Origin of the sequence: Gracilimonas sp. BCB1, from assembly GCF_040117685.2 — a bacterium.
Lineage (GTDB): Bacteria > Bacteroidota > Rhodothermia > Balneolales > Balneolaceae > Gracilimonas.
The window spans coordinates 92,305-115,172 of the sequence record NZ_JBEDYP020000018.1 but is presented as its reverse complement, the minus strand read 5'-3'; the positions used below and the strand labels follow the sequence as shown (position 1 = coordinate 115,172).

18 protein-coding genes are annotated in these 22,868 nt (G+C 42.9%); 16 read left to right on the top strand and 2 right to left on the bottom strand.

The genetic code is table 11. The annotated features are described in order from the left end of the window. The first annotated feature begins 102 nt into the window (after window positions 1–102). From ABFW99_RS14415 to ABFW99_RS14355, 13 genes are all read left to right on the top strand, one after another. The gene (locus ABFW99_RS14415) at window positions 103–6,924 is read left to right on the top strand and encodes a DUF2341 domain-containing protein (protein WP_440707537.1); all 6,822 of its coding nucleotides are present in this window, start codon (window positions 103–105) and stop codon (window positions 6,922–6,924) included. A gap of 38 nt (window positions 6,925–6,962) precedes the next feature. Then, a complete protein-coding gene (locus tag ABFW99_RS14410) occupies window positions 6,963–7,676 on the top strand; it encodes a T9SS type A sorting domain-containing protein (protein ID WP_440707536.1) in 714 nt (237 codons plus the stop codon). A gap of 298 nt (window positions 7,677–7,974) precedes the next feature. Next, complete coding sequence (locus ABFW99_RS14405) at window positions 7,975–8,430, top strand: hypothetical protein (RefSeq protein ID WP_349355576.1); 456 nt, start codon at window positions 7,975–7,977, stop codon at window positions 8,428–8,430. Between the two features lie 5 nt (window positions 8,431–8,435). Continuing rightward, window positions 8,436–9,056, top strand: coding sequence for a hypothetical protein (locus tag ABFW99_RS14400; RefSeq protein WP_349355577.1), 621 nt, complete (start codon window positions 8,436–8,438; stop codon window positions 9,054–9,056). A gap of 12 nt (window positions 9,057–9,068) precedes the next feature. Next, window positions 9,069–10,385, top strand: coding sequence for a hypothetical protein (locus tag ABFW99_RS14395; RefSeq protein ID WP_349355578.1), 1,317 nt, complete (start codon window positions 9,069–9,071; stop codon window positions 10,383–10,385). Between the two features lie 71 nt (window positions 10,386–10,456). Then, complete coding sequence (locus ABFW99_RS14390; RefSeq protein WP_349355579.1) at window positions 10,457–10,843, top strand: hypothetical protein; 387 nt, start codon at window positions 10,457–10,459, stop codon at window positions 10,841–10,843. Between the two features lie 315 nt (window positions 10,844–11,158). Next, complete coding sequence (locus ABFW99_RS14385) at window positions 11,159–11,668, top strand: DUF4402 domain-containing protein (RefSeq protein ID WP_349355580.1); 510 nt, start codon at window positions 11,159–11,161, stop codon at window positions 11,666–11,668. Window positions 11,669–11,772: 104 nt separating this feature from the next. Next, window positions 11,773–12,336 carry a hypothetical protein gene (locus tag ABFW99_RS14380; protein WP_349355581.1) on the top strand — a complete coding sequence of 188 codons (564 nt, stop codon included), beginning with the start codon at window positions 11,773–11,775 and terminating at the stop codon, window positions 12,334–12,336. Continuing rightward, on the top strand, window positions 12,329–12,850 hold the full coding sequence (locus tag ABFW99_RS14375; RefSeq protein WP_349355582.1) for a hypothetical protein: 522 nt from the start codon (window positions 12,329–12,331) through the stop codon (window positions 12,848–12,850). The genes ABFW99_RS14380 and ABFW99_RS14375 overlap by 8 nt, the downstream gene beginning before the upstream one ends. A 239-nt stretch (window positions 12,851–13,089) precedes the next feature. Beyond that, on the top strand, window positions 13,090–13,635 hold the full coding sequence (locus ABFW99_RS14370) for a hypothetical protein (protein WP_349355583.1): 546 nt from the start codon (window positions 13,090–13,092) through the stop codon (window positions 13,633–13,635). Between the two features lie 153 nt (window positions 13,636–13,788). After that, window positions 13,789–14,616, top strand: a complete 828-nt coding sequence (locus ABFW99_RS14365) for a hypothetical protein (protein WP_349355584.1) — start codon at window positions 13,789–13,791, stop codon at window positions 14,614–14,616. Then, entirely contained in the window at window positions 14,613–17,132 is a 2,520-nt protein-coding gene (locus ABFW99_RS14360; RefSeq protein WP_349355585.1) for a hypothetical protein, read from the top strand. The genes ABFW99_RS14365 and ABFW99_RS14360 overlap by 4 nt, the downstream gene beginning before the upstream one ends. Then, on the top strand, window positions 17,129–18,127 hold the full coding sequence (locus ABFW99_RS14355; protein WP_349355586.1) for an SPOR domain-containing protein: 999 nt from the start codon (window positions 17,129–17,131) through the stop codon (window positions 18,125–18,127). Before ABFW99_RS14360 ends, ABFW99_RS14355 begins: the two co-directional genes overlap by 4 nt. 244 nt (window positions 18,128–18,371) lie before the next feature. Here the strand turns inward: ABFW99_RS14355 and rpoN are convergent, their stop codons facing one another. Together rpoN and ABFW99_RS14345 are read right to left on the bottom strand one after the other, a co-directional pair. After that, window positions 18,372–19,880, bottom strand: a complete 1,509-nt coding sequence (rpoN, locus tag ABFW99_RS14350) for an RNA polymerase factor sigma-54 (RefSeq protein ID WP_349355587.1) — start codon at window positions 19,878–19,880, stop codon at window positions 18,372–18,374. Then, window positions 19,870–20,460 carry a DUF3109 family protein gene (locus ABFW99_RS14345; protein ID WP_349355588.1) on the bottom strand — a complete coding sequence of 197 codons (591 nt, stop codon included), beginning with the start codon at window positions 20,458–20,460 and terminating at the stop codon, window positions 19,870–19,872. Before ABFW99_RS14345 ends, rpoN begins: the two co-directional genes overlap by 11 nt. A 139-nt stretch (window positions 20,461–20,599) precedes the next feature. Here ABFW99_RS14345 and ABFW99_RS14340 point away from each other — a divergent pair, with 139 nt between their 5' ends. Genes ABFW99_RS14340 through murA form a run of 3 tightly spaced genes read left to right on the top strand, consistent with a single transcriptional unit; the run spans window position 20,600 to window position 22,633 of the window. Further along, a complete protein-coding gene (locus ABFW99_RS14340; protein ID WP_349355589.1) occupies window positions 20,600–20,869 on the top strand; it encodes a hypothetical protein in 270 nt (89 codons plus the stop codon). Continuing rightward, window positions 20,866–21,372, top strand: a complete 507-nt coding sequence (locus ABFW99_RS14335) for an acetyl-CoA carboxylase biotin carboxyl carrier protein subunit (protein WP_349355590.1) — start codon at window positions 20,866–20,868, stop codon at window positions 21,370–21,372. Before ABFW99_RS14340 ends, ABFW99_RS14335 begins: the two co-directional genes overlap by 4 nt. Beyond that, window positions 21,365–22,633 (top strand): UDP-N-acetylglucosamine 1-carboxyvinyltransferase, encoded by a 1,269-nt coding sequence (gene murA / locus ABFW99_RS14330; protein WP_349355591.1) that lies wholly within the window; start codon window positions 21,365–21,367, stop codon window positions 22,631–22,633. The genes ABFW99_RS14335 and murA overlap by 8 nt, the downstream gene beginning before the upstream one ends. Window positions 22,634–22,868: the final 235 nt, after the last annotated feature.

Sequence of the window (22,868 nt, the reverse complement as noted above, 5' to 3'; positions counted from 1 at the left end):
TGTTATAGATTATTTTCATACGGGTTAGAAATAGCTAATCATTCTCAAGTTTAGACATCCAATACCTATATTTGCTCGTAAAATCAGTCTAAAATATAAAGTGTGAAAATCATCCGCAGCGCACATATCGGACTATTAACCCTGCTTATAGCACTTTTAGGTGTGGAATCACTATCCGCACAAGTTCCGGGGTATACCCATCGTAAAAAGTTCGCTGTGAACAACGGGCAGGTTTCAGGTACAACCAACCTCACTGATTTCCCGGTGCTTATCTCTCTCACCGACAATGATTTAAGAACCACCGGTAACGGCGGTGATGTCGAAAATGCGAACGGATACGATATTGTATTTACTTCGTCAGACGGTTCCACCCTTCTGGACCATGAGCTGGAATCGTACAATGCCGCTACCGGAGAGATTTTATTCTGGGTTCGGTTTCCAACCCTCAATGCCACTTCAGATACCGAATTCTTCATTTATTACGGTAACTCCAGCCAATCAACCGATCAGTCTGTAAACACAACCTGGGATTCAGGATACCAGATGGTGCTTCATCTGGATAACGACCTGAGCGACGCAACTTCTAATGGTAATAATGGAAGTACCAGCGGTACCAGTGTGATAAATGGGATTATTGGAGATGGGCGTGATTTTAATGCCGGCAGCGCTAATGATGTAATAACCATCCCGCATGATCCTTCTCTTGAAATTACCGGGGACATCACGATCTCATTCTGGATGAATGGATCAAACCTTAATTCGGTAGGTCCCGATTTGGTTACCAAAGGTGCTTATAACAGTTCCTATGCCGTCTATTATTTCAATAATATTACCGTTAATGACGACGGAACGGCCTTTGATGGTAGTGCGATGAACGACGGGCAGGATTATTACATCACCTTCACTAATAGCACCACCAATGGTCGCACCATTTATATTGACGGAGCTCAGGACGTCACCAACGGAACGGCTTTCAACTTTACCCCCAATGGAGATAACCTTACCCTCTCAAGTAGCGGTTACCAGTTTGATGGCATGATGGATGAAGTTCGGATTTCGAATGTAGCCCGTTCTGCCGACTGGATTTCAACTGAATATAATAACCAAGACGCACCGGGAAGCTTTATTTCAGAGATTCCTGATCCATCCACCCTTGACGATATTGAATCATCTCCACAGAACTTTTTTGCCGGAGGCTCACCGGTATTTGTCACCTCTGCAATTACAATTGATCACCCATATACATCAACTCTTTCCAGTGCTGAAATTGAAATTACCGGTAATTATAATGCTTCTGAGGATGTACTCGCCTTTACTGATCAAAATGGAATTACCGGCAGCTGGAATTCAGGAACCGGAATCTTGTCTCTTTCAGGTTCAGCCACGCTTGCTCAATACCAGGCGGCTTTGCGCGATGTAACTTATGAGAATACTAATGGTTCAACCCCTGATCAAAGCACTCGCACTATTTCATTTACCGTAAATGATGGGTCGAATGATAGCAACACCCAGGCACGGGATATCAACATTATTACCACCCTATCCGACTTATCCACCGATTTAGCCAACCCTGTCTTCCATTTTGACGCGCAGGATGTAGACGGTGATTTAAACCTGGGAAATCAACCAGGAGACGGAACATCTGTAGCAACATGGGGAGACCGTTCTGATAACGCCGTTGGTTCGGGAACCGATCTTTCCGCAACTAACGGGACCGGAGCTCAGCAACCCCTTTTTGATTCCAATTATTTTGGTGAACGAGGTGGCATTTTATGGGATGGAACCGATGACAATCTTGACCCTCCCAATGATGCACTTCTGAATACAGGCACCTATGATGAGAAATCATTTGCCGTTGTTTTCCGGACAGGTGCATCAGTAGCCGGCTTACAGATGATTTATGAGCAAGGTGGGGGAAGCCGGGGATATCAGATCAGTATTAAAGATGGAAACGCCTATGCTTTTGTTTGGAATAACCAGGAATGGGGAGCCGGAAATCAATATAAATCGATTGACCTTGGTACCGTTCTGCCTAATGAAAGCTACATTATTATTTCCAGCCATAACGCAACAGCAGGAACTCTAGTAAACCGAACATGGTCGGCCCGAATTAATGATAACAGCGCTATCACTCAAAATAATGTGGATGTACAACAAACACACGGGGGTGGAGCAATTATTGGGGAAGAAAACGGTACCCGCGACCCGGTAACAACCGGAGGCAACCCTCCCGGAACCAATACCTTTAGTGGATATATAGGAGAGTTCGTGTCTTGGAATACCGCGCTGAATGGTGGGCAAATGGCCAGTGTGTACGATTTTCTGTGTGACAAATGGTGTAATGAACCGCCCACGCTTGCAGCCATCGAAGGAACCGACCTTGATTACACTGAAGGCGACGCCCCTACATCCATAACTTCTACCCTCACCGTTTCTGACAGTGATAATACAGTATTGGATAGTGCGCGTGTCATTATTTCCTCAAATTTTACCCCTTCAGAAGATGTGCTGGACTTCACCCCAACCGGAAACATCTCAGGCAGTTTTAATGCAACTACCGGGGTTCTGTTACTAACCGGTCAGGATTCGCCCGCGAACTATCAAGCGGCCTTACGATCGGTTACGTACGAAAATACTAATACCACCAACCCTTCAACTGTACTCCGTACGGTTGATTATGAAGTTTACGACTGGGATGATATCAGCAACTCGGCTTCCCGTAATGTAAACGTTATTGCAGTGAACAGCAGCCCTGCTTTATCCGGCATCAGCGGCCCCACTCTTACCTATACTGAAGGGACAGGTGCAGTGAGCGGAGGAGCTGCCTACAATGCCACTATTACTGACAATGATGACACCAATATGGAAAGTGCCACGGTGGCCATCACCAATAATTATACTCTGGGAGAAGATGAACTTGGATTTACCCCACAGTTTGGCATTACCGGCAGCTGGAATTCCACAACCGGTACTTTAACACTTACGGGAACATCGTCACTATCAAATTATGAAACGGCCCTGGAAAATGTCACCTATGAGAACCTGAGTGCTGACCCTGTGGAGATTACCCGTACTTTTTCGTTTACAGTAAATGATGGAAATGCCAACAGTAATACTGAAACCCGCGACCTGGATATTATAGCAGTTAATTCTGCCCCTGTTCTCTCCGGAATCGAATCTTCAGCCTTGAATTACAACAATGCACCTATTCAAATTACATCCACCCTTTCGGTTTCTGACCCAGACGACACTCAGTTAGACAGTGCATTTGTGCTTATTACCGAAAACTTTAAACCGGTCGAAGATTCTCTTCTTTTTACAGATATATTTGGGATCACAGGAACTTTTGATGATACAAACGGACGATTAAAGCTGACCGGAACCAATTCACTAAGTGATTATGAAACCGCACTACGTACCGTGGAATACAGAAATTTTGCCACCATCCCCACCGGTCCTGAGCGGGAAATAAGTTTTGTGGCTCATGATGGCGCCCTTGCCAGCGATACGGTAACCCGAATTATTGAGGTAAATGCGGTAGAAGCCATCAACGGTCTGGAAGTTTGGTTGCGGGCCGATGCAGGAGTTGTTACCAGCGGTAGCGAAGTTGTTACCTGGCAAGATCAAAGCGGTAACGGGAATGATTTTACCGGAATTGCTGACGCCGGAACTCGGCCGACAACGGTGAGTAGTTCTGCCCCGCTTAACAATCAACCATCTATAAATTTTGCCGGTAATGGCGATCATTTTGAAGACAGTGATGGTGAAAATTACATCAATGGGTCCACGGAGTTTACCATTTTTATGGTCTATAAATCCGACCAGACAAACACCGACCGGGGACTCTTTAATGCCCAGGTTCCAAACAATGCGGATGAATTTCTAACCTTCCGGTATGATGCTTCAGGGGCCAACAATGGCGGGGCTTTCACCAATGTTGTGAAAACCGGTATTCTTGCAAACGATCCCGACAATCAGCTGGAGAGCTTTTCGGATATTCAGGCCACAGCCGGGCAAATATTTAGTTTCCAATGGCAAAGTGGAAACACCTATGATATTTTTATTGACGGAATTCTTAATAACCCATCAGCAGCAGGCCCTCCTCCGGTAGGAACCTTAGCCAATACAACAACCGCCATTGTAGGAAAGGGCGCAAAAGATGACCCCAACACTGCAAACCAAAGCTGGGACGGTGAAATCGCCGAATTCATTTATTATGATCGTCTTCTTACCCAGGCTGAACGCGAAAATGTAGAAGACTACTTGTCGGATAAATACTCGCTATCCATTCGGAAAATTACCGCTGCAGAAAATGGTGAGAATATTTCTGCGGATGATGCCAACACTACCTATACCTCTCTTACCGGCCCGATTATTAAAGAAGGGTTTGCCGGCGAATTATCTGCTGGCGGTACTTTTGTTCTGGATGCCCCAACCGGATTTGAATGGAATTCAGGTTCAACACCTTCTGTAAGCACCTCGGCAGTATACGGCGGTACTACAACCCTTGCCGTATCCTTCACAAGTATCTCTTCCACTCAGGTAACTTTTACTGTAAATACGGCTTCCAGCTCTAACCCCGGTGAAATTGATATAAGCGGACTTCAGGTTCGTCCTACTACCGGTACACTGCCAAATTCAGGTAATATCACGAACTCCGGTACTACCGGACTGGGTGGTGGAACCAACTACGGTTCACTATCTATGGTAGCCGGTGCTTTAGACAGCCTGGTGATTACACAGCAGCCATCATCCACTAATGTAAATACCGCCATTTCTCCTGCCGTTCGTGTTCAGCTAACCGATCAGTTCGGTAACAGCGTTAAACAATCCGGAGTATCGATAGATATGGCTCTTAGCTCCGGCACCGGTACTTTATCAGGAACAACCACTCAACTCACAAATTCTCTGGGAATTGCTGACTTCTCTGATCTTGAAATTGATGACGTAGGCACCAAGCAACTTACAGCCTCCAGCTCAGGCCTCGATGATGCGGTAAGTTCCAATTTCAATATTGTAAATGCAGGAGTGCTTACCTCATTTAAAGTAGAACGTGTTCCATCAGGGAACATCAGTCCAAAAGTAGCCGGACAGAATTTCAATATAAAAATTACGGCTATTGATGGTTCCGGAACCACAGTTACCACCTTTAATGGTACAGTTGTTATTACTTCATCCTGTGATATAGGAACTGGGCAGGGTACAACTCCGGCTTTTAGCTCCGGCGTACTGTCATCACTTACGGTAAGCATTACCAGTGTCGGAAACTGTACGATTACAGCAACAAATTCATCCGGATCAGAGTCTGGTGTGAGTAATTCATTTGCTGTTTCTGCTGGTTCACCAAGTGAAACGGAAACCACCATTTCAGCCTCTCCTACCGTTATTCTGAATGATGGAGCCAGTACCTCTACCATCACCGTGCAGGCTAAAGATGCTTATGGTAATAACGTTACCACCGGTGGAGCTGCGGTACTTTTGAGCACTGATGAGGGTTCGATTGGTAGCGTTACGGATAATTCGAATGGAACATATACAGCCACGCTTACCTCATCAACGAGTACCGTTATAGCAACGATTACCGGAACCTTAAATGGAAATTCCATCTCTGATGATGCGCAGGTTGAGTTTGCTGCTTTCAGCCACATCTGGGAAAGTCAGTTAGGTTCTGTTGCTGCGGCCTCAAATTACTATGACCCGGACAACTGGAACGTGAATTCTGTGCCTAATGCATCATCCGTTATCTTAATACCCGCAAGTCCGGCGGTAGGTAACGAATTCCCCGTAGTAAACATTACAAATACAGAAATTGCCGCCCTTTCAATTGAAGCCAGTGCAGAACTCAATGTTTCCGGTGGAGTGAATTTTATCGTATCAGGAGATGTAACCGGCAACGGTGAAATGCTGGGTAGTAACAATGACTCTCTTACCATAGGAGGTAATTTAGACCTCCCCACTTTTACCCTGGGAACGGTTATTTTTGATGGTAGCAGCGACCAAACCATCGTAAGTCCGCACTCCTTCGTAAATGTTGAGATTGATAACCCCGGAACAGTTGAAATCACCGACAACTTCACCGTAACAGGCACCCTTACCCTCACAGATGGTGAACTACTGATACCAAGCGGAAAAAACCTGATTGCCAATACACAGTCGTATGGTTCAGGTGAGCTTCGGTTCCAGAGAAAGATATCCGGAGTCAGAGGCTGGAGAATGCTATCCTCACCGGTAAACTCTGACATTGGTGACTTCCTGGACGGAACCCTTACCCAGGGGTATACTGGTGCCACTTATAGTACCGGATCCAACCCGGGTGATACTCTGCAACCTAATGTGCTGTGGTATCTTGAAGATTATGATACTAACGAAGAAGGTTTACCGGCTACCGATAACGACCGTTTGAGAGCACCGTCTAACATAACCAATTCATTGGTTTCAGGACGCGGATATTGGGTCTACTTCTTTGGCAGTATTGCTGCTGATCCACTTTACAACGATCCGCTGCCAGATACACTTGATGTGGCAGGACAGGAATTCGGGGTAGGTTCAACAGAAGTCGACTTTGGAGTCACTTATACTCCGGAGGCCGATTCCGGCTGGAACTTTGTGGGTAATCCTTTTGGAGCGGCCATAAACTGGAATAATGTATCTAACTGGACGAAAACCAATATCGAATCAACTATTTATATATGGGATCCGGCTGCTAACAGTGGAAATGGAGAGTTTTTGACATGGAATGGGTCCACCGGTTCATTGGGCAGCGGCATCATTCCCGCTTTCCAGGGTTTCTGGGTGAAAGCCAATGCCCCAGCTCCGGTTCTGAAAGTTAAAAAAGCAGCTAAAACCACCGGGGGTAACTTCCTCCGAAAAGAAGCGATTCCTGCTCAGCAAGAGTTTGAAGGTGCCCCCCGGTACTGGAACTGAAAGCATCCGGAAGCGGACTCACTAAGGTAACGCATGTAATGCTAAGCCAGAATGGAGCTACCGGCAAAGATCCCCAGGATGCCCTGCGCCTACTCCCCTTCTCGGATTCACACATAGAGTTTTACTCTACTTTGGATGATGGAACTGAGCTCGTTATTAATAACCGGTCATCCAATTTCATTCACCGACAGAACATTCCGCTGCACTTCCAGGCTTACCTTGGCGGACAGGTAGCAGCAGGAAGTTACACCCTCAGGTGGCCCGGACTCCGTAATGTACCTGAAGAATGGATGGTGATTCTTTTTGACTATGAAACCGGGCAAGAAATCAATCTTCGCGAACAGCAAGAGTACGTTTTTACTTATAACTCGAAGAAGAAACTGAAGCAGGCACAACCTACCAGTGGCTCTCCTTCTATGAATAAGAATAAATCTTCTTCAAGGTTCATGCTGAGAATCACCACTGAAGAAATTGAAGCCAACATTCCGGAAGAGGTCTATCTGTATCAGAACTATCCGAATCCGTTCAACCCAACTACCACCATTCCATTTGGCTTAACGGAAGAGACCGATGTAAGGCTTGAGGTGTTTGATATTCTGGGACGAAAAGTACAAACGCTGGTTTCCGAAAAATTACCTGCCGGAACCTATAATATTCCTTTCCGTGCCGGCAGTTTAGCAAGTGGCGTATACCTGTATCGGGTTATAACCAACCAAAAGGTTATGACCAATAAAATGGTGTTGATTAAGTAGTTAACTTAAATCCGGGGGCTAAAAGAATACGTAATCTACTCCAAGAATAAATGCCGGCAATGAATTGACCGAAGAAAGCTGTATATTAAGATTAGAATTTTTTAATATTTAAAAGAGGGCCTGAAAAAAGTGGTCAAAGAGGCTCGTTTGACATGGCCGGTTTTTATTGAGAATATCTAATCGAATAATGTCAAAATTATCAGTTGATTTACCCTGTATAAGTTAACTACAGGAAATTTTGTAACAAATAGGGTTAAGATAAATCCTTACTGTGTAACAACACTAAACCTTAATAACCATGACTGACTTTTCAGATATCATTTACCTTGGTGCAGCAATGGTTGTGTTTTCCTTGCTTACAATGAACACGTCCAGAAGTTTTCAGGTAACACTGGACACGATGGTAAGGTCGGAATTGGAATACCGTGCTATTTCTGCAGCGCAGGAAGAAATTGATGCCATCCGTTGGGTGCAGGCACGCTACAAGAGCCAGGATCCCTTCGATTCTGACAATAGTTCATATTATTTATATGAGGATAATCCCATAGAGCGTACGTTTGATTATGGGGCAAGTAATGAATATTCAGAAACCTTTACCATATATCGAAAGGCGGAAGTAAGCAATGATTGCGACTTATTGGATTCCTCTTCTCAACGTTGCTACGAGATTACTATAACCGTTGAAAATAATTCACTGGATCCTGCAATTACAGTAACTCAAAAACTGATCCGAACCTTAACCTTTAGCAGCTAATTGCCATGAATATAGGTATTGTTACAAGTTATGTTATCGGAGGTTTTATGCTGATTTCCATCCTGGCATTTAATATCAATTTAAATACCACCGGACAGGAAACCACCATTTCTACCATTAACCAGGAAAAAAGAGATAACCTGGTACAATTACTTTCCTGTGATTTTAACGGACTGGGATATTCAGACGATGTATTCAATAATGACCCCATTCAGGAAAGTGAAGAGGATCGAATTGAGTTCAGAACCTCCCCTGCTTGTGTAGATAGTGGGGATGATACTTCCGGAGAATTGGTAACACTTTACGCCGACGATACTGACCTTGCAGGTTCTACTACAAACCCCAATGATTTCTACCTGTACCGGGAGGACAAAAATGGCACGTCCCAATTTTTAGTCACCTACTTTAATCTTGTTTACTACCGAAAGAATATTGTAACCGGAGATTGGGAAGAAGTTTCCAACCCTGCTTCTCTTACTTCACAAAGAGAAATAAAAATCAGGGTTGAGACTATGATTGAGTCAGAAGAACCTATTCGAATAAGTCCACAAGGTGATTATATCTACCACCGTACAGCCTGGACCCGAGAGTTTATCCCAAACGTTATGAACCACCCCTGGAATTAAAAGGAGAGTATTATGGGAAGAGCAATGCTATTTCTTGTTAGCGGTTTAGTCATTATATCCGGAATCATTCAGGTAGCCAACATGAACCGCACAGAAGTGTTACCTGAACGAACAGCCATTCACTTTAATGAACAGCAGGCTAAAAATGTAGCCTCCAGCCTGATTGACAATGCGATCCAAAACTTATTGGTCGATATGGAGTGGTCCGACGAAATTTCAATGTCCACTGCTGATGGAGCTACCGGAACATTGTATATGTCCCAACCCGATCCCGATGATGAATATCGTGTTTTACTCACCAGTTATGGAACCTATGGTGGGTATCAGTCTGAGATAGAAGTATTGATGCAAAGAGACTCCTTCTCCAGATATTCCTATTTCACTGATGCGGAAACTTTTGCTCATCCATACACACATGTTAAAATTTGGTGGTGGAATGGTGACCAGGTAACAGGACCGGTTCATACAAATGGTACGTTCAGTATGTCCGGCTCACCAACTTTTAACGGATTTATTTCGAGCCCTAATGATTGGGTAGGTTATACCGGCGATGAGAACAGCAACGACCCTGCTACCCGTCATGGTAGCGATTCACCTAACTTTAACGGAGGCACCAACTTCAACCTTACAAAGACCAAAGATCTGCCCGGTACGGAACAAATTAACTTATTGAAAAGCCAGGCTACTCTAACCTTCAACTCAAATAAAGATGTAGAATTTTACGAGGACATATTTGGGGAAGGATACGTTAAAGTAAAAAATGTGGGTTGCTCCGATCCTTTAACCTGTTATGATCATTATAAATTATCCAGTTATGAAAACGCTGAGGGTGGTGTAGTAATTAGTGTTGACGGGCAGGCAAATGTTGTTGGTGAAGTTAAAGGGAGCGTAACTCTGCATGCTTCAGATGACATTAACATTGTAGGTGATATAGTTTATGATACAGACCCAAGAGTTGATTCAACTTCAACAGATCTACTGGGATTGGTAAGTGAAGAAGACGTAGAAATTGACCGATGGGCACATTCATATAATGGTAGTTATGATCTGACGATACATGCATCCATTATGGCTCTTGGAACTTCATTTGAAGCTGAAGATTATAGCAGTGGCAGCCCAAGAGGAAGTCTGGATTTACTTGGTGGCGTAATTCAAAAGAACAGGGGACCAGTGGGCACCTTTAGTGGGGGCAGCGTAGCCAGTGGATATACAAAAAATTATGTTTATGATACCCGACTGCAGCAAACCATCCCTCCTTCCTTTCCCCGGGAAAGTATTTTCTCGCTGGTTTATTGGCGTGATAAACCGGTTGTAAAAGTGGATTCATAATCCGCAGAGGTTCTTATATATTCAATTTTCAAAACAACTATTCAGAAACCATAGACACGATTATATCACCGATGAAAAGATTATTCTTTATCCCCGTTTTCCTGCTCGCATGTACCATCACCGTGCAAGCACAAAGCAAAGTCACATTCAATGTCAATTTAACCCCGATGCTTAAAGACAGTACGTTTGTGCCGGGCAGGGATTACATAAGGGTAACCGGTAACCTAAGCCCGATTAGTACTCGCCCTGTCCGTTTACATGATTCCAATCCAGTGGATAGTATTTACACAGCTGAGGTTCGTTTTTCATCCCGATACTCCAACAGTGAGCTGGAGTACAATTTTGAAATTGTACATCCGGAAGGAAAGAAAAAGACGGAGCAGCTTCCCCGAAAAGTTCGATTGTCTGGCCGGGAGCTTGAACTTCCTCCTCTCTATTTCAATGCCTTTGCCTGGTAGCCTATTACTGACATCAGTTAAAAACAAGCACCTCCCCTCCAGAGGGTATTGGAAAGTTCGGTGTCCAATTAAGCCCGAATATTTCTAAAAGTATAAAGCTACGCTTTGGAGGCTTAGCTGGCTAAAAGGTAGTTGGTAGAAATCCGGCTTTTCATTCTCTTCGTATTAATATATGATGAAGTAGTTTTTTTATGCTGAAAGATTTAGAACACCGAACCGGTTACGATACTCTAATTAAAATATACTAACTGGCTTTATTCTCAGGTAACCGAGAAATTACTTCCAGAATTTACAGGTTTCAGACATCGAACTTTTATGAAATATTTCTACTTAGCAATCATTTTATATTTATGTGCTTTTCAGCCTCTGAAAGCTCAGGATCAATTGGGTGAACCTGTTGTATCAGCCAGTATCAATGTAAGTGCAGTGGTCATCCCTTCAATTGAATTGATTACCGTTAATTCAATGACCTTTCCAAACCTCCAGCCCGGCCAAAGAGAAATCTACGTAAATCCGGTGAACAGCCTAAATGCAGGTTTCATGATTGCTGTAGGTATGCCTAATACGGAATTCAGATTAAATTATTTACCTGAAAGGGAGTTAACTCAGGTAGATGGTAATGCAACGCTTACTTTTACATATGAGCTTTCGGGCAACAACGAGGATAACCAATCAACATCCGAATTGTTAAAGCTGGATAACAGAAATATCGAGTTTAACGAAGAAGGCAGATATTACATCTGGGTTGGTGGCCGGGTAAATATTGAAAATGCCGCTCCCGGTAATTATGAAGGAGATTTCACAATTGAAATAGACTACATATGATCTTCAGGTCGCATAGAACTGCAGTGCATTTCAAGCTTTTCTTTTCGAAGGGCTTTTTGCGTTTTATGTATTCCGCAGTTATTCTTCTGCTTCATGGAGTTTCAATGAGCAACCTCTATGCTCAGGAAATTGACTTCGGCGACTTCAGCAGCAGATATACAACCATCAGTCCGGTGTTAATACAACCCAACTTAGACTTTGGCACCATTGCACAAAATCAGGGTGTTAAAGAAATTGAAATTACCGACGCCGCTATCATTGAGCTGGAAGGAATAAAATACCTCGACGTATTGATTGATATAGAATTACTTGCCCCTTTCGATACGGATGGATGTTCAAATGCAAATTGTACCCTGCCATTCACTTTAAAAGGAGCTTACTCAAATTTTGGAGAAGACAGTGAAGTATCAGCTCTTAATAACACCAGGTACATTGGCGAAACTACTATCGATTTCAGTCAACAAACTGGTGTACTAAGTACTCAATTTCCAATATTAAGCCGTACATCCGCCCCCCCGGGACCTCCCCCTACCCCTGTCTATAAAGGATATAATTTAGAAGTACTGAAAGAAAGTGCTTATTTATTTATATATGGATCAATAAATGCCAGTGGTCAGATTTCTGGTACATACTCTGCTGATATTCAGGTTACCATTTATTATGATTAAAGCAATTTTTCACACAATTGCCTTTTCTTTACTCTTTGGCTTGCATGCTGAGGCTCAATTTATAAACCTACAATTAAAGGTTGAACCGGAATTGAGCGCAACTGTAGAACAAAACCTGGACTTTGGAACATTAATATCCAACACAGGAAGAACTGAGATTCAATTGGGTGATGTAAACATGGGCGTCTTCAGCATAAGAGCTTTTCACACCCAAAACGTTTACATCAATCTTCAGTACCCCGCGGTTTTGACTCATAATCAGACGGGAATAAATGAAGAGATCCCCCTCACATTAAATATGTCTTACAATAATACGGGGACTAACTCTATCTCATCTTCAACTTCAATACCTGCAAGTGGTAGGATGGTTTCTATTCACGACAATACGAATCTTATTAATCCAAACGAGATTTGGAAGCGGCTGTATATTTATGTTTATGGTTCTATCGAAGTAGGTAACATCCCTAATGGCATTTATACCGGAGAAGTGATTTTAAGTGTGGATTATGATTAAATCCAATCTGCAATTTTCTTCGTACTAACAAGGTGAAAGCCAAAACATTAAAGAAATCTAAATATAAGTCTGAAGCTGCTTAAGTATTTTTGTGGTATAAATTATCATCTAGGACATTAAATACATGGTTTCTGCTCAAACAGTTAGGACGTTTTAATTAAGAGTATCTAACTAGGAAGGCTTTCAGAAGATCAATAATTTTCTTTCAGAAATTAAACAAACAATAAAATCTCACGATTATGAAAACTCTAAAAACTCTTTTATCTGCTTTTGCATTGGTTGCTTTAACTGCTACATCAGCCATGGCTCAAGGACAAGCAAGTATTTCAGCAACAGCTAACGTTGTTACTGATGTTACCTTAACAGCTGTAAACAATCTTGATTTCGGAACCCTACTTGACGGTGATGTTGATGGTGGTATTACAGAAGCACTTTCTACTGCAAATGAAGCTAATCTTGGTAAATTCCAAATGACTAGTTTGGCAAATGGACAAGCTATTGTTCTTTCACTTAGTGCTCCTGCTAACTTAACACCCCAAGGTACTCCTGACCTTTCCGGTGGTACAGCGCAAGACGACATTCCATTTACTGCTACAGCTACTTATACTGAAACTGATGGCGATGTTGACGGTGGAACTGATTTCTCAGGAGGAACTGCAAGCGTTACAACTGCAGCTACAACTGCTTATGTTTACGTAGGTGGTACTCTTAATTCAGGTGCTGCTGCTGGTAATTATCAAGGACAATATTCCGGAGATCTTACACTTTCAGTGTACTACGACTGATATTGAATACATAGATTTAAAGCCTTGCCTTTTGTTGGCAGGGCTTTTTTTTTATTACGAATCAAGCAAATAACCGGTATTAATATGTGATGGTAAAAGTTGCTAACAATCATTACTATTACCCGCATCGGGAATTCATTAATCTATAGAGTTATGAGAAAGCTATTACTTACAGTACTGCTTGGTATTTGCACGTTATCAGTTGGGCTATCACAAGTTACCATTGCCCCAACGAACCTTTTTGTAAATGACAACTCCAGGTTCGGAACCTATATGGTGATTAACAACTCCAATGAGAACCAGGAAATATCTATCGATTTTGTATTTAGTTACAGTGCATTAAATGAAGAGGGTCAGCGAAGAATTGTAGAAGATGACTCTGTAAGTGCAGAACAGTATTCTATTGCAGAAAACGTGCGTGCTTTCCCTCAGAATTTTGTTCTTAACCCAGGGCAGCGGCAGATTGTAAGGCTCAGAATTGCTGCACCCAACGATTTGCAAGATGGCACCTATTGGGCAAGAATTAAAACAAGTGCCACTCCCGAAGCACCTCCGGTAGAACTTGAACAAACTGAGACGGTAACTGCAAGCCTTGGGTTAATTGTTGAACAGGTAACAGGGCTTTATTATAAAGTCGGATCTGTGAATACCGGAATCACAGTCAATCAAATAATGCCACGTGTATCTGATGATGGCATATTGGAAGTACTCACAAATTATGAGCGAACAGGAAACTCCCCTTTTCTTGGCTCTATAATTACTTCACTTATTGATTCCCAGGGTAACGTTGTACAACAGGCCAGAAGCTCAACCACCCTCTATTTTAGCGGCACCCATAAACAGGATATTTCACTTAATGATGTGTCTTCTGGAGAATACTCAATCCGGGTAGAATTTATTACCCAAAGAAATGATGTCTCATCTGATGAAATAGTACAAATGCAGCCGGTTTCAAGTACAATCAAATACTCGCTTAGGTGAATCATTGGTTAAAAACAATACTAACGCTTAATATTATTGTCTTATGCTTTTTTCTTAACCCGAATAATTCCAACGCGCAAGGCAATAATAATGACGAGATTGAGGTATATCTCGAATTTCGTCATCGCGGTATTATAGGTTCGGTTGTTATATCCTATTATAAAAACGACCAGTTTTACCTCCCCATCAGTGAAGTTTTTTCTCTTTTCGATATCGATCATACGGTCAATGGGCTGTCTCTAAACGGTAAATTTGGTATCGAGCAAACTCCCTATCACATTGATTTAAGAGCCAATCAAATAAAATTCGGGGATAAGAGTATTCAGCTCACAGCTGACGACTACCTTATCAAAGAAATTGATTCTTACCTAAGGGCAGATATTTTTTACCGGGCTTTTGGACTCGATTTCACCATCGACTTTAACAACCTTACACTCAACTTAGAAACAGATAAAGAGCTACCCGCTATAGAAAAGGCAATACGTGCCCAAAGAAGACGGCTCGCAGATGACAATAGATACCAGGAAGTAAGATATGATTTAAGATACGGCCGAGAACGTCCTTTTATAGACGGGGGGTTTGTCGATTACAATCTCTCAGCTAATTTGGGTTCCGGAAGTAATGTATACAATGCTAATACGAATTTAGGAATACAGTTATACGGTGGTGATCTGCAGGGCAGTATCTTTGGAAGTTATTCCAGCAACTTCTCCAATATATCTACTGATAACCTTCGTTGGCGCTATATGTACAGGGATCAACCATGGTTGACAAAATTGACCATTGGTCAAACAAATACAGACGGCGTTGCCAGAAATGGCTACACCGGTATCAGAATTTCTAACGAACCTATTGAACCACGTCGACTCTTTGATGAGTACGTAGTACAGGGAAGTACTATTCCTCAGTCCGAGGTCGAACTATACATGAACAACGCTCTCATCGACTTCCAGCAGGCAAATGAAATGGGTGATTACCGGTTTCTGACCCCTATCACTTACGGGTCGTCTCAACTCGATCTGAAAATCTATGGTCCCACCGGCCAAATCATCGAGCGATCAGAACGTATTCAGGTACCTTTTACCTTTCAACCAAACGGCGTATTTAACTATTCTGTAAACCTTGGTCAGCTTGATAACCCTGTGGTCGGCAATACCAATCAAAACCTTACGGCCCAGGGTACCGGTTCTTATGGAATTACAGATTGGCTTACTGCCAAAGCCGGTGTAGAATATTACGAAGGCTTGAATGATGGATTACCTACTTTTACCTCTTCTGTATCATCACGTATTCTTTCAAGTTATATTTTAACTTTTGAAGCCGCTTCCCAAGCTTATTACCGTGGTGTTTTCAATACCATATTTCCTAACTCTGCCAGTATAAATTTCGATTATACGGAATACACAGGTGACTTCAGCATCTACAACCCTTCTAATGACGACAAAAGATTGGTTGCTTCTGCTTTTTACCCTTTTAATTTGTTTGGAACATCCTTTAATGTAAGAGCTTCTGCTTTTTCGAGGATCCGGGAAACAACGAGTGCTACTACCTTACGGTTCGATGCAAATTCAAGAGTTGGTAAAATGAATTTACGTATTGGCTATAGTGATCGTTTTGCAGGTAAAGTTGACATTTTTAATCCGACAGCCACTTCCTACATCGAGACATCAGCAACCTATAATGTATCCCGTAATAGAAATTTACCTCCTTACATTCGAGGGGTTTTTTTACGGGCACAGATGCGATATCAGCCCACCTTAAGTCAATTTGAGTCGGCAGAGGCTTTAATTTCGAGAAATGTTTTTGACCAAGGACGTTTCCAGCTCTCGGTGGGCAGGAATTTTCGAGCTGATTACAACACCATCAGGTTTAGCCTTGTCATCGATTTGAATAAAGTTCGAACAAACACCACATACAATAATATCAGGAATAACAGCAGTTTTACTCAAAATGTGCGCGGCTCCGTAGGGTATGATACGAATTACAACAACTTCTTATTTACCAGCAGAGACCAGGTTGGACGATCGGGTACAGCAATTCAGTTATTCGTAGATAACAATGGTAACCGATCTTATGATAAGGATGAAGATCAGGCCATTAACGGAAACGCAGTTCGAATTCGTAGATCTGGTGCAAGCAGTATTCAGAAAAATGGGATTTTATATTTCACACAGATGCAGCCCTATTACTACTATAATATGGAAATGAATGAAGACGGGCTCGACAACCCCATGTTAGTACCTGAGTTCGATCAGTTTGGTTTGATAACTGATCCTAATCGCTTTAAAAAAGTAGAAATTCCCTTCTATATGTCCGGTGTTATGGAAGGGTCCGTAAAAAGACAAATTGCTAATGGAAAAAGTAACGGTATCGGAGGGTTAAAGCTTTTGCTCGATCAGCAGAATGGTGACTTTAGCAAAGAGATCAGAACCTTTTCTGATGGAAGCTTCTATGATTATGAGCTCCCCCCGGAAAATATGAACTTCAGGTTGACCCATCCCAGCTTGACCTATTGAATGTAAAATCCATCCCCGAAAAAATTGAATTTGAAGTGGAAGCCATACCAGAAGGTGATTTTGTGGAAGGGCTCCAATTGCTGTTGGTTCCTAAAGATTTTCAGGTTAACGAGGAACCCATAACTGCGGGTACCAATATCGCCCAAACGGCCAACAGTGGCGGCGGTATTTCACTGGAGTATAATATTGCTGTTGAAAGACTGACCTTGAATAAATGCAGATACGGAATTCAGCTTGCTGCCTTTTCAACATTTGAAGCCGCCACAAAAATTATGAAAAGTTATAGCCTGGGTTCCGGCTCTTATATAGTGTACAATGAGCCAAGAAAACTATATGCTGTTCGAACAGGACTTTTCCAGGACTTGAGCAGTGCTTCAAACTTTACCCAGAACCTTTCAATCAACTACCCCGATGCGGCTGTCCTGAATCAGTGTTATGAAACAGTTGCTACAAATTTCGAGCCTGGTGGCTTTAGATATGATCTTCAATTTGCGGCCTTTACAAATCCAAATCGAGCAGATTCTTACATGACAGATTTGAAGTCCAGGTATGAATTTGACCTGCATCGATATCAGGATCCTAATACGCTGATGTATAAAGTCAGAATGGGTCCGTATAGCTCGGAGCGCTTGGCAGAGCAAGAGAAAAGCAAGGTGCTGAAGTCCACCTCGGTTTCAGACATTTACATTGCCAAACAGGAACTTCCGGCTTCAATGATTAACGTTGATTTTGATTTCATCCTGCAGCTGGGAGAGTTTAAAACAGATCGACAGGCCGTACTTTACGCTATTCGGGTTGAAGAAGAATTGGGGCTCGATTCAAAAATACTGATCGACGAAAGAGAAAGCATAGTACTGGTTCTTGAGGATGTTTATTCTGACTGGGAGGAGGTACTCTCGATCCGAAAAAAGATTATTGATAACAATTCTTTCAGGTCTCCGGTTATTCATCTGATGGAGCAAAAAATTGACAGCCAGATAAATTTTAGCTGGTGATAAATTAGCTTGGTTCTGAAGAGATATCTAAACCCTTCCAGGGTTAAGCCCCTTTTGCCTGAGTCAGGCTAAATGCTATAACCCTGGAAGGGTTATTCTCGCAACTAAAAAAATGTCCAGTTTCTTAACGAATTCATCCATTTCAGATGCTGAATCAAGTTCAGCATGACCACGACTATAGAATACCCCATAACTCAACCTTTTATACCTTAACCCTTCCAGGGTTATTCAGGCTAAGGAGGAATCAAATAACCTGCTTGCGCATGCGGGCTACGGGTTGGTTAAGCTGCTCCCGGTATTTACTCACCGTACGGCGGGCCACTTTGTAGCCTTTGTCGTTTAGCATATTGGTAAGCTCCTGATCGCTGTATGGCTTCTGCTTGTCTTCTTCATCAATAAGCTTCTCGAGGATATTCTTGACCTCCCGGTTCGATACTTCTTCGCCGCTTTCGGTCTCAAGTCCCTCGTTGAAGAAATACTTCAGCTCGTACACCCCGAAATAGGTTTGTACATACTTTCCGTTTACCACACGGGACACCGTCGAAATATCCATTCCAATGCGTTCCGCTACATCCTTCAGGATCATAGGCTTTAACCCTTCCCCGAACTTGAAGAAGTCTTCCTGCAAAGCCACGATGGTTTTCATGATGTTCATGAGCGTGTTCTGCCGCTGACGTATGGATTCAATAAACCATTGAGCTGAATCAATTTTACTCTTCATGAAGGAATGAGCTTCAGCATCGGTATTCTTTTTCTTCTTGGCTTTAATTTCCTCCCACATCTGCTTGTATTCAGGGGAAATTCGCAGGGAAGGTGCGTTGCGCTGATTCAGGTTGATCACAAACTCCCCCCGGTCTGTTTCGCCATCCTCCATTCCCTTCCAGTACACCTCAAAATCGGGCTCAATATAGTTCTGCGTTTCCTCCATATCACTGGCCACAGCGCCCGGACGGGGATCCATTTGCCGGATCGCTTCAAAGGCCTCCTGCAGATCCTCCCGATCAACATTAAACTTCTGCAGGAGCTTGGAAAAGTGTTTCTTTTCAAATGCCTTCCAGGCCTTATCAACTATTTTGGTAGCAAGGGTAAGTCCCGGGAGGTCTTTCTGAGAGTCCTTCAACTGTATCAACAGGCAGTCCTGAAGATCTCTGGATGCAATGCCGATAGGATCAAGCTGCTGTATCTTTTTGCGAACACTTTCCACCATATCTTCATCCACCAGCACCCCCTGGTTAAAGGCAATGTTATCCACCACGGCTTCCAGCTCACGACGAAAATAACCGTCCTCATCCAACGACCCCAGAATCTGATCCGCAATAAGTTCTTCTTCTTCCGATAGATTTAAAAAAACCACCTGCTCTTCCAATTGTTCTAAAAAAGAGGCGTGATAAGGATTTGGAAGTTCTTTCCATTCCTCAATATCCGGATTATATGAGGTGCTGTAATTTTCTCCGTCATATTCGGTATTGGAATCATACTCATCCCAGTCCACTTCGTGCTCTTCCAGGCTTTCGAGGGCTTCTTCTTTCTCTTCCTTGGGAGATTCTTCTGCTTCGGATAAACTAACCGTCTCTGCTTCTCCGGGATTAACCTCTTCCAGCACAGGGTTTGCTTCCATCTCCTCTTTAATACGCTGCTCTAATGCAATAGTGGGCAATTGCAGCAGTTTTATATACTGCAACTGTTGGGGAGAAAGCTTTTGCTGTAAGCTCTGCTGCTGCTTTTGACCTAAATTCTGTTGATTACGTAGCATGCTCTTCCTTTTGACGAATCTCTTTACAAGCTTCTATAAAACTTGCGAACCACTTTTCTCCATACCTTCGAACTAACGGTTTTTCAAGGAATTCTGCCAAATATATATTTTCATCCTCTCCCCGCTCACATGCAGCCGAACATAGTTTTGGTACATATTCAAAATTGGCATAATCAAAGTCCGCAATTCTTTTAAGCCGAACCGGAAACAAATGGCAACTAATGGGTTTTTCCCATTTCAACCTTCCTTCGAAATAAGCCTGTTGTATAGCACAGAATGCTACATCGTTTTCATCATACTTCACAAAAATGCAATCATCGCTGTCCACGGTAGAAATCTCATAACCACTTTCTTTTGAGCCTACAACCACACCGTCTTTTTCGGCTACATCTACCGCTTCCTTTTGGAGTTCACCTTTCAATAGATTGTACGCCTTATGAAGCACCGGGATTTCTTCCTTGGATACGGGAGCACCGGCATCTCCTACCACACAGCATGCCCCTTTGCATCTGGGCAAATCACATGCAAACCGCGCCGTAGCAATGTCATCAGAAAGAATAGTGTTTTTTACTTTGAACATGTTTCAAGATAAGAATCAGTTTGACACTTTTCGAAGTTCAACGCTCTGTTTTTATAATTCAGTTCATTCTCTCATAATTCATTAAATTCATTCTTTAATAATTTGTGATAATTTTGAACGGGTTCTATCTTCTTTGCATATGAGAAAACTGACCCCTTCAGAGTACAAAATTTTAGATCGCCTTATTTTTCCTGAACCATTTGAGGTAATTCAGGAGGAGACCCAACTACAATACGGTGAACTCCGGGACGATTTAATCAATCTTATGAATTCCAGACTTATACAAGTGGTAAACCCCGACCAACCACAGCAAAACGAAACCTATTATTTCGATTCGGATAATGTTCAGGATTCAACTTTTCGGATCACCAACGCAGGTATTAATCATATTAAAAAAACTCAGAAATGAAATTTCAGGCAACGATAAACGAAAACAGCCACGATGTTGAATTATCTCCCAAAGAGGGCACTTTCACAGCAGGAGAAACTGAAGCAAACTATACCTTCGAGTTTGTAAACGGACGATATATTTTACGCACGGGAACAAAAACGTACAAGATTGATAATGTAAGTTATGAAGGTTCTGCTATTGAGTTCTCCATGAATGGCATTTGGCATTCTGTGGAAGTGAAAGACGAACAGGAATTGTTGCTTGACCGTCTCGGCTTTAAAACAGCTTTAGCTGCCGGCGAAGGAATCCTGAATGCACCGATGCCCGGAAAGATCCTCGAAATCATGGTTGCCGAAGGCGACGAGGTTGAAAAAGATCAGCCACTGGCCATTCTCGAAGCCATGAAAATGGAGAACGAGCTTAAAGCCCCCATCAGTGGAACTATCGCAAGTATCTCGGCAGAAGTCGGACAATCATTAGAGAAAAATTCACCCATACTGGAGATCGAAACCATTGGATAAATTTATTATTGAAGGCGGTACCCCATTAAAAGGAACCATTCCCATCAGCGGATCAAAAAATGCCGCTTTACCACTCATGGCCGCCTCCCTGCTCGGAAACTCAGCATCTACTATTCGGAATACACCACGCCTTAAAGATATTTATACCTTCAACAACGTAATCCGTGTGGTGGGTGCGCAGGTTGATTTTAAGGAAGATGAAAACACCCTGGTTATCGATCCCACCAACGTTAACCATCTGGAAGCCCCCTACGATTTGGTACGAAAAATGCGTGCCTCTTTTTATATGCTGGGAGCCCTGGTTGGAAAACACGGATATGCTAAAGTATCCATGCCCGGTGGGTGTGCCTGGGGTCCCCGCCCTGTGGACTTGCACCTGAAAGGGATGGAAGCCATGGGCATAGATATTGAGCTTGAGAAAGGCTACGTAATTGCCAAAGCTGAAGATAAAGTTGAAGGGGGCACCTTTCGACTGGAACCGAGTTCGGTGGGAGCCACGGTAAACCTATTGCTGGCTGCAGTTTTAAAAGCCAAAAAATTCACTATCGAAAATGCGGCCAAAGAACCGGATGTGGTTCAGCTTTGTAATTTCCTGTCCAAGATGGGCGCAGACATTGAAGGTACCGGAACGGATACGCTTACCGTGAGAGCCGTTGATTCACTTGAAGGTATTGAAGTCTCTAACGACCCCGACCGTATTGAACTGGGTACTTTTATGATTGCCGGAGCTATGTTTCCCGGTTCAGAACTAACCCTTACCGGATGTAACCCGGAACAACTTGGAGGGTTCACCGACAAACTCCGAAAAACCGGAACCTCTGTGAAAGTAGAGGGAACAACCATCCACGTAAAAGCACCCGACAAGCTGAAACCCGTTTCCATAAAAACAGAAATTTACCCCGGCTTCCCTACCGACCTTCAAGCCCAATGGGCAACCATGATGACCCAGGCTGAGGGTGATTCCAAAGTAACCGATACGGTGTATTTTGATCGCTTCAGCTATGTACCTGAACTCACCCGTCTGGGCGCTGATATGGAAGTGGAAAAGAATACGGTCCACATTTCAGGCAAAACTCACCTAACAGGAGCGTCGGTTATGAGTACAGACCTGCGCGCCAGCGTAAGTCTTGTTCTTGCAGCTATGGTTGCTGAGAACCACACTGAAGTACTCCGCATCTACCACCTCGACCGTGGGTATGAATCTCTCGAAGATAAGCTGAGTGCGGTCGGGGCTTCGATTAATAGAGTGGACGGGGATTGAAGCCAATAGGAACTTTTCCAAAGTTAAAGAATGCCGCCTAACTACGTCCTTCCCTTAAAACTTTGGAAAAGTTTTAGTCTCATGATTATGAAAAGGTTGATTCAGGTCCTGGTTGAGTTAAATCCAAAAATAACCGTTTACATTAATCCACTTTCAGAGTTATATTAATTGAAGGAAAAATCGACCTAAACAAGCTTTTTTAAACTTATTTTCGATTGCATAACGCACAAAATAC

What these genes read in the sequence shown, in the direction of transcription:
- ABFW99_RS14340 (WP_349355589.1), top strand. Translation starts at nt 20,600, where the DNA reads ATGAGAAAACTGACCCCTTCAGAGTACAAAATTTTAGATCGCCTTATT.
- ABFW99_RS14385 (WP_349355580.1), top strand. Translation starts at nt 11,159, where the DNA reads ATGAAATATTTCTACTTAGCAATCATTTTATATTTATGTGCTTTTCAG.
- ABFW99_RS14345 (WP_349355588.1), bottom strand. Translation starts at nt 20,460, where the DNA reads ATGTTCAAAGTAAAAAACACTATTCTTTCTGATGACATTGCTACGGCG.
- rpoN (WP_349355587.1), bottom strand. Translation starts at nt 19,880, where the DNA reads ATGCTACGTAATCAACAGAATTTAGGTCAAAAGCAGCAGCAGAGCTTA.
- ABFW99_RS14370 (WP_349355583.1), top strand. Translation starts at nt 13,090, where the DNA reads ATGAAAACTCTAAAAACTCTTTTATCTGCTTTTGCATTGGTTGCTTTA.
- ABFW99_RS14375 (WP_349355582.1), top strand. Translation starts at nt 12,329, where the DNA reads ATGATTAAAGCAATTTTTCACACAATTGCCTTTTCTTTACTCTTTGGC.
- ABFW99_RS14405 (WP_349355576.1), top strand. Translation starts at nt 7,975, where the DNA reads ATGACTGACTTTTCAGATATCATTTACCTTGGTGCAGCAATGGTTGTG.
- ABFW99_RS14395 (WP_349355578.1), top strand. Translation starts at nt 9,069, where the DNA reads ATGGGAAGAGCAATGCTATTTCTTGTTAGCGGTTTAGTCATTATATCC.
- ABFW99_RS14380 (WP_349355581.1), top strand. Translation starts at nt 11,773, where the DNA reads ATGAGCAACCTCTATGCTCAGGAAATTGACTTCGGCGACTTCAGCAGC.
- ABFW99_RS14410 (WP_440707536.1), top strand. Translation starts at nt 6,963, where the DNA reads ATGCTAAGCCAGAATGGAGCTACCGGCAAAGATCCCCAGGATGCCCTG.
- ABFW99_RS14400 (WP_349355577.1), top strand. Translation starts at nt 8,436, where the DNA reads ATGAATATAGGTATTGTTACAAGTTATGTTATCGGAGGTTTTATGCTG.
- ABFW99_RS14365 (WP_349355584.1), top strand. Translation starts at nt 13,789, where the DNA reads ATGAGAAAGCTATTACTTACAGTACTGCTTGGTATTTGCACGTTATCA.
- ABFW99_RS14335 (WP_349355590.1), top strand. Translation starts at nt 20,866, where the DNA reads ATGAAATTTCAGGCAACGATAAACGAAAACAGCCACGATGTTGAATTA.
- ABFW99_RS14390 (WP_349355579.1), top strand. Translation starts at nt 10,457, where the DNA reads ATGAAAAGATTATTCTTTATCCCCGTTTTCCTGCTCGCATGTACCATC.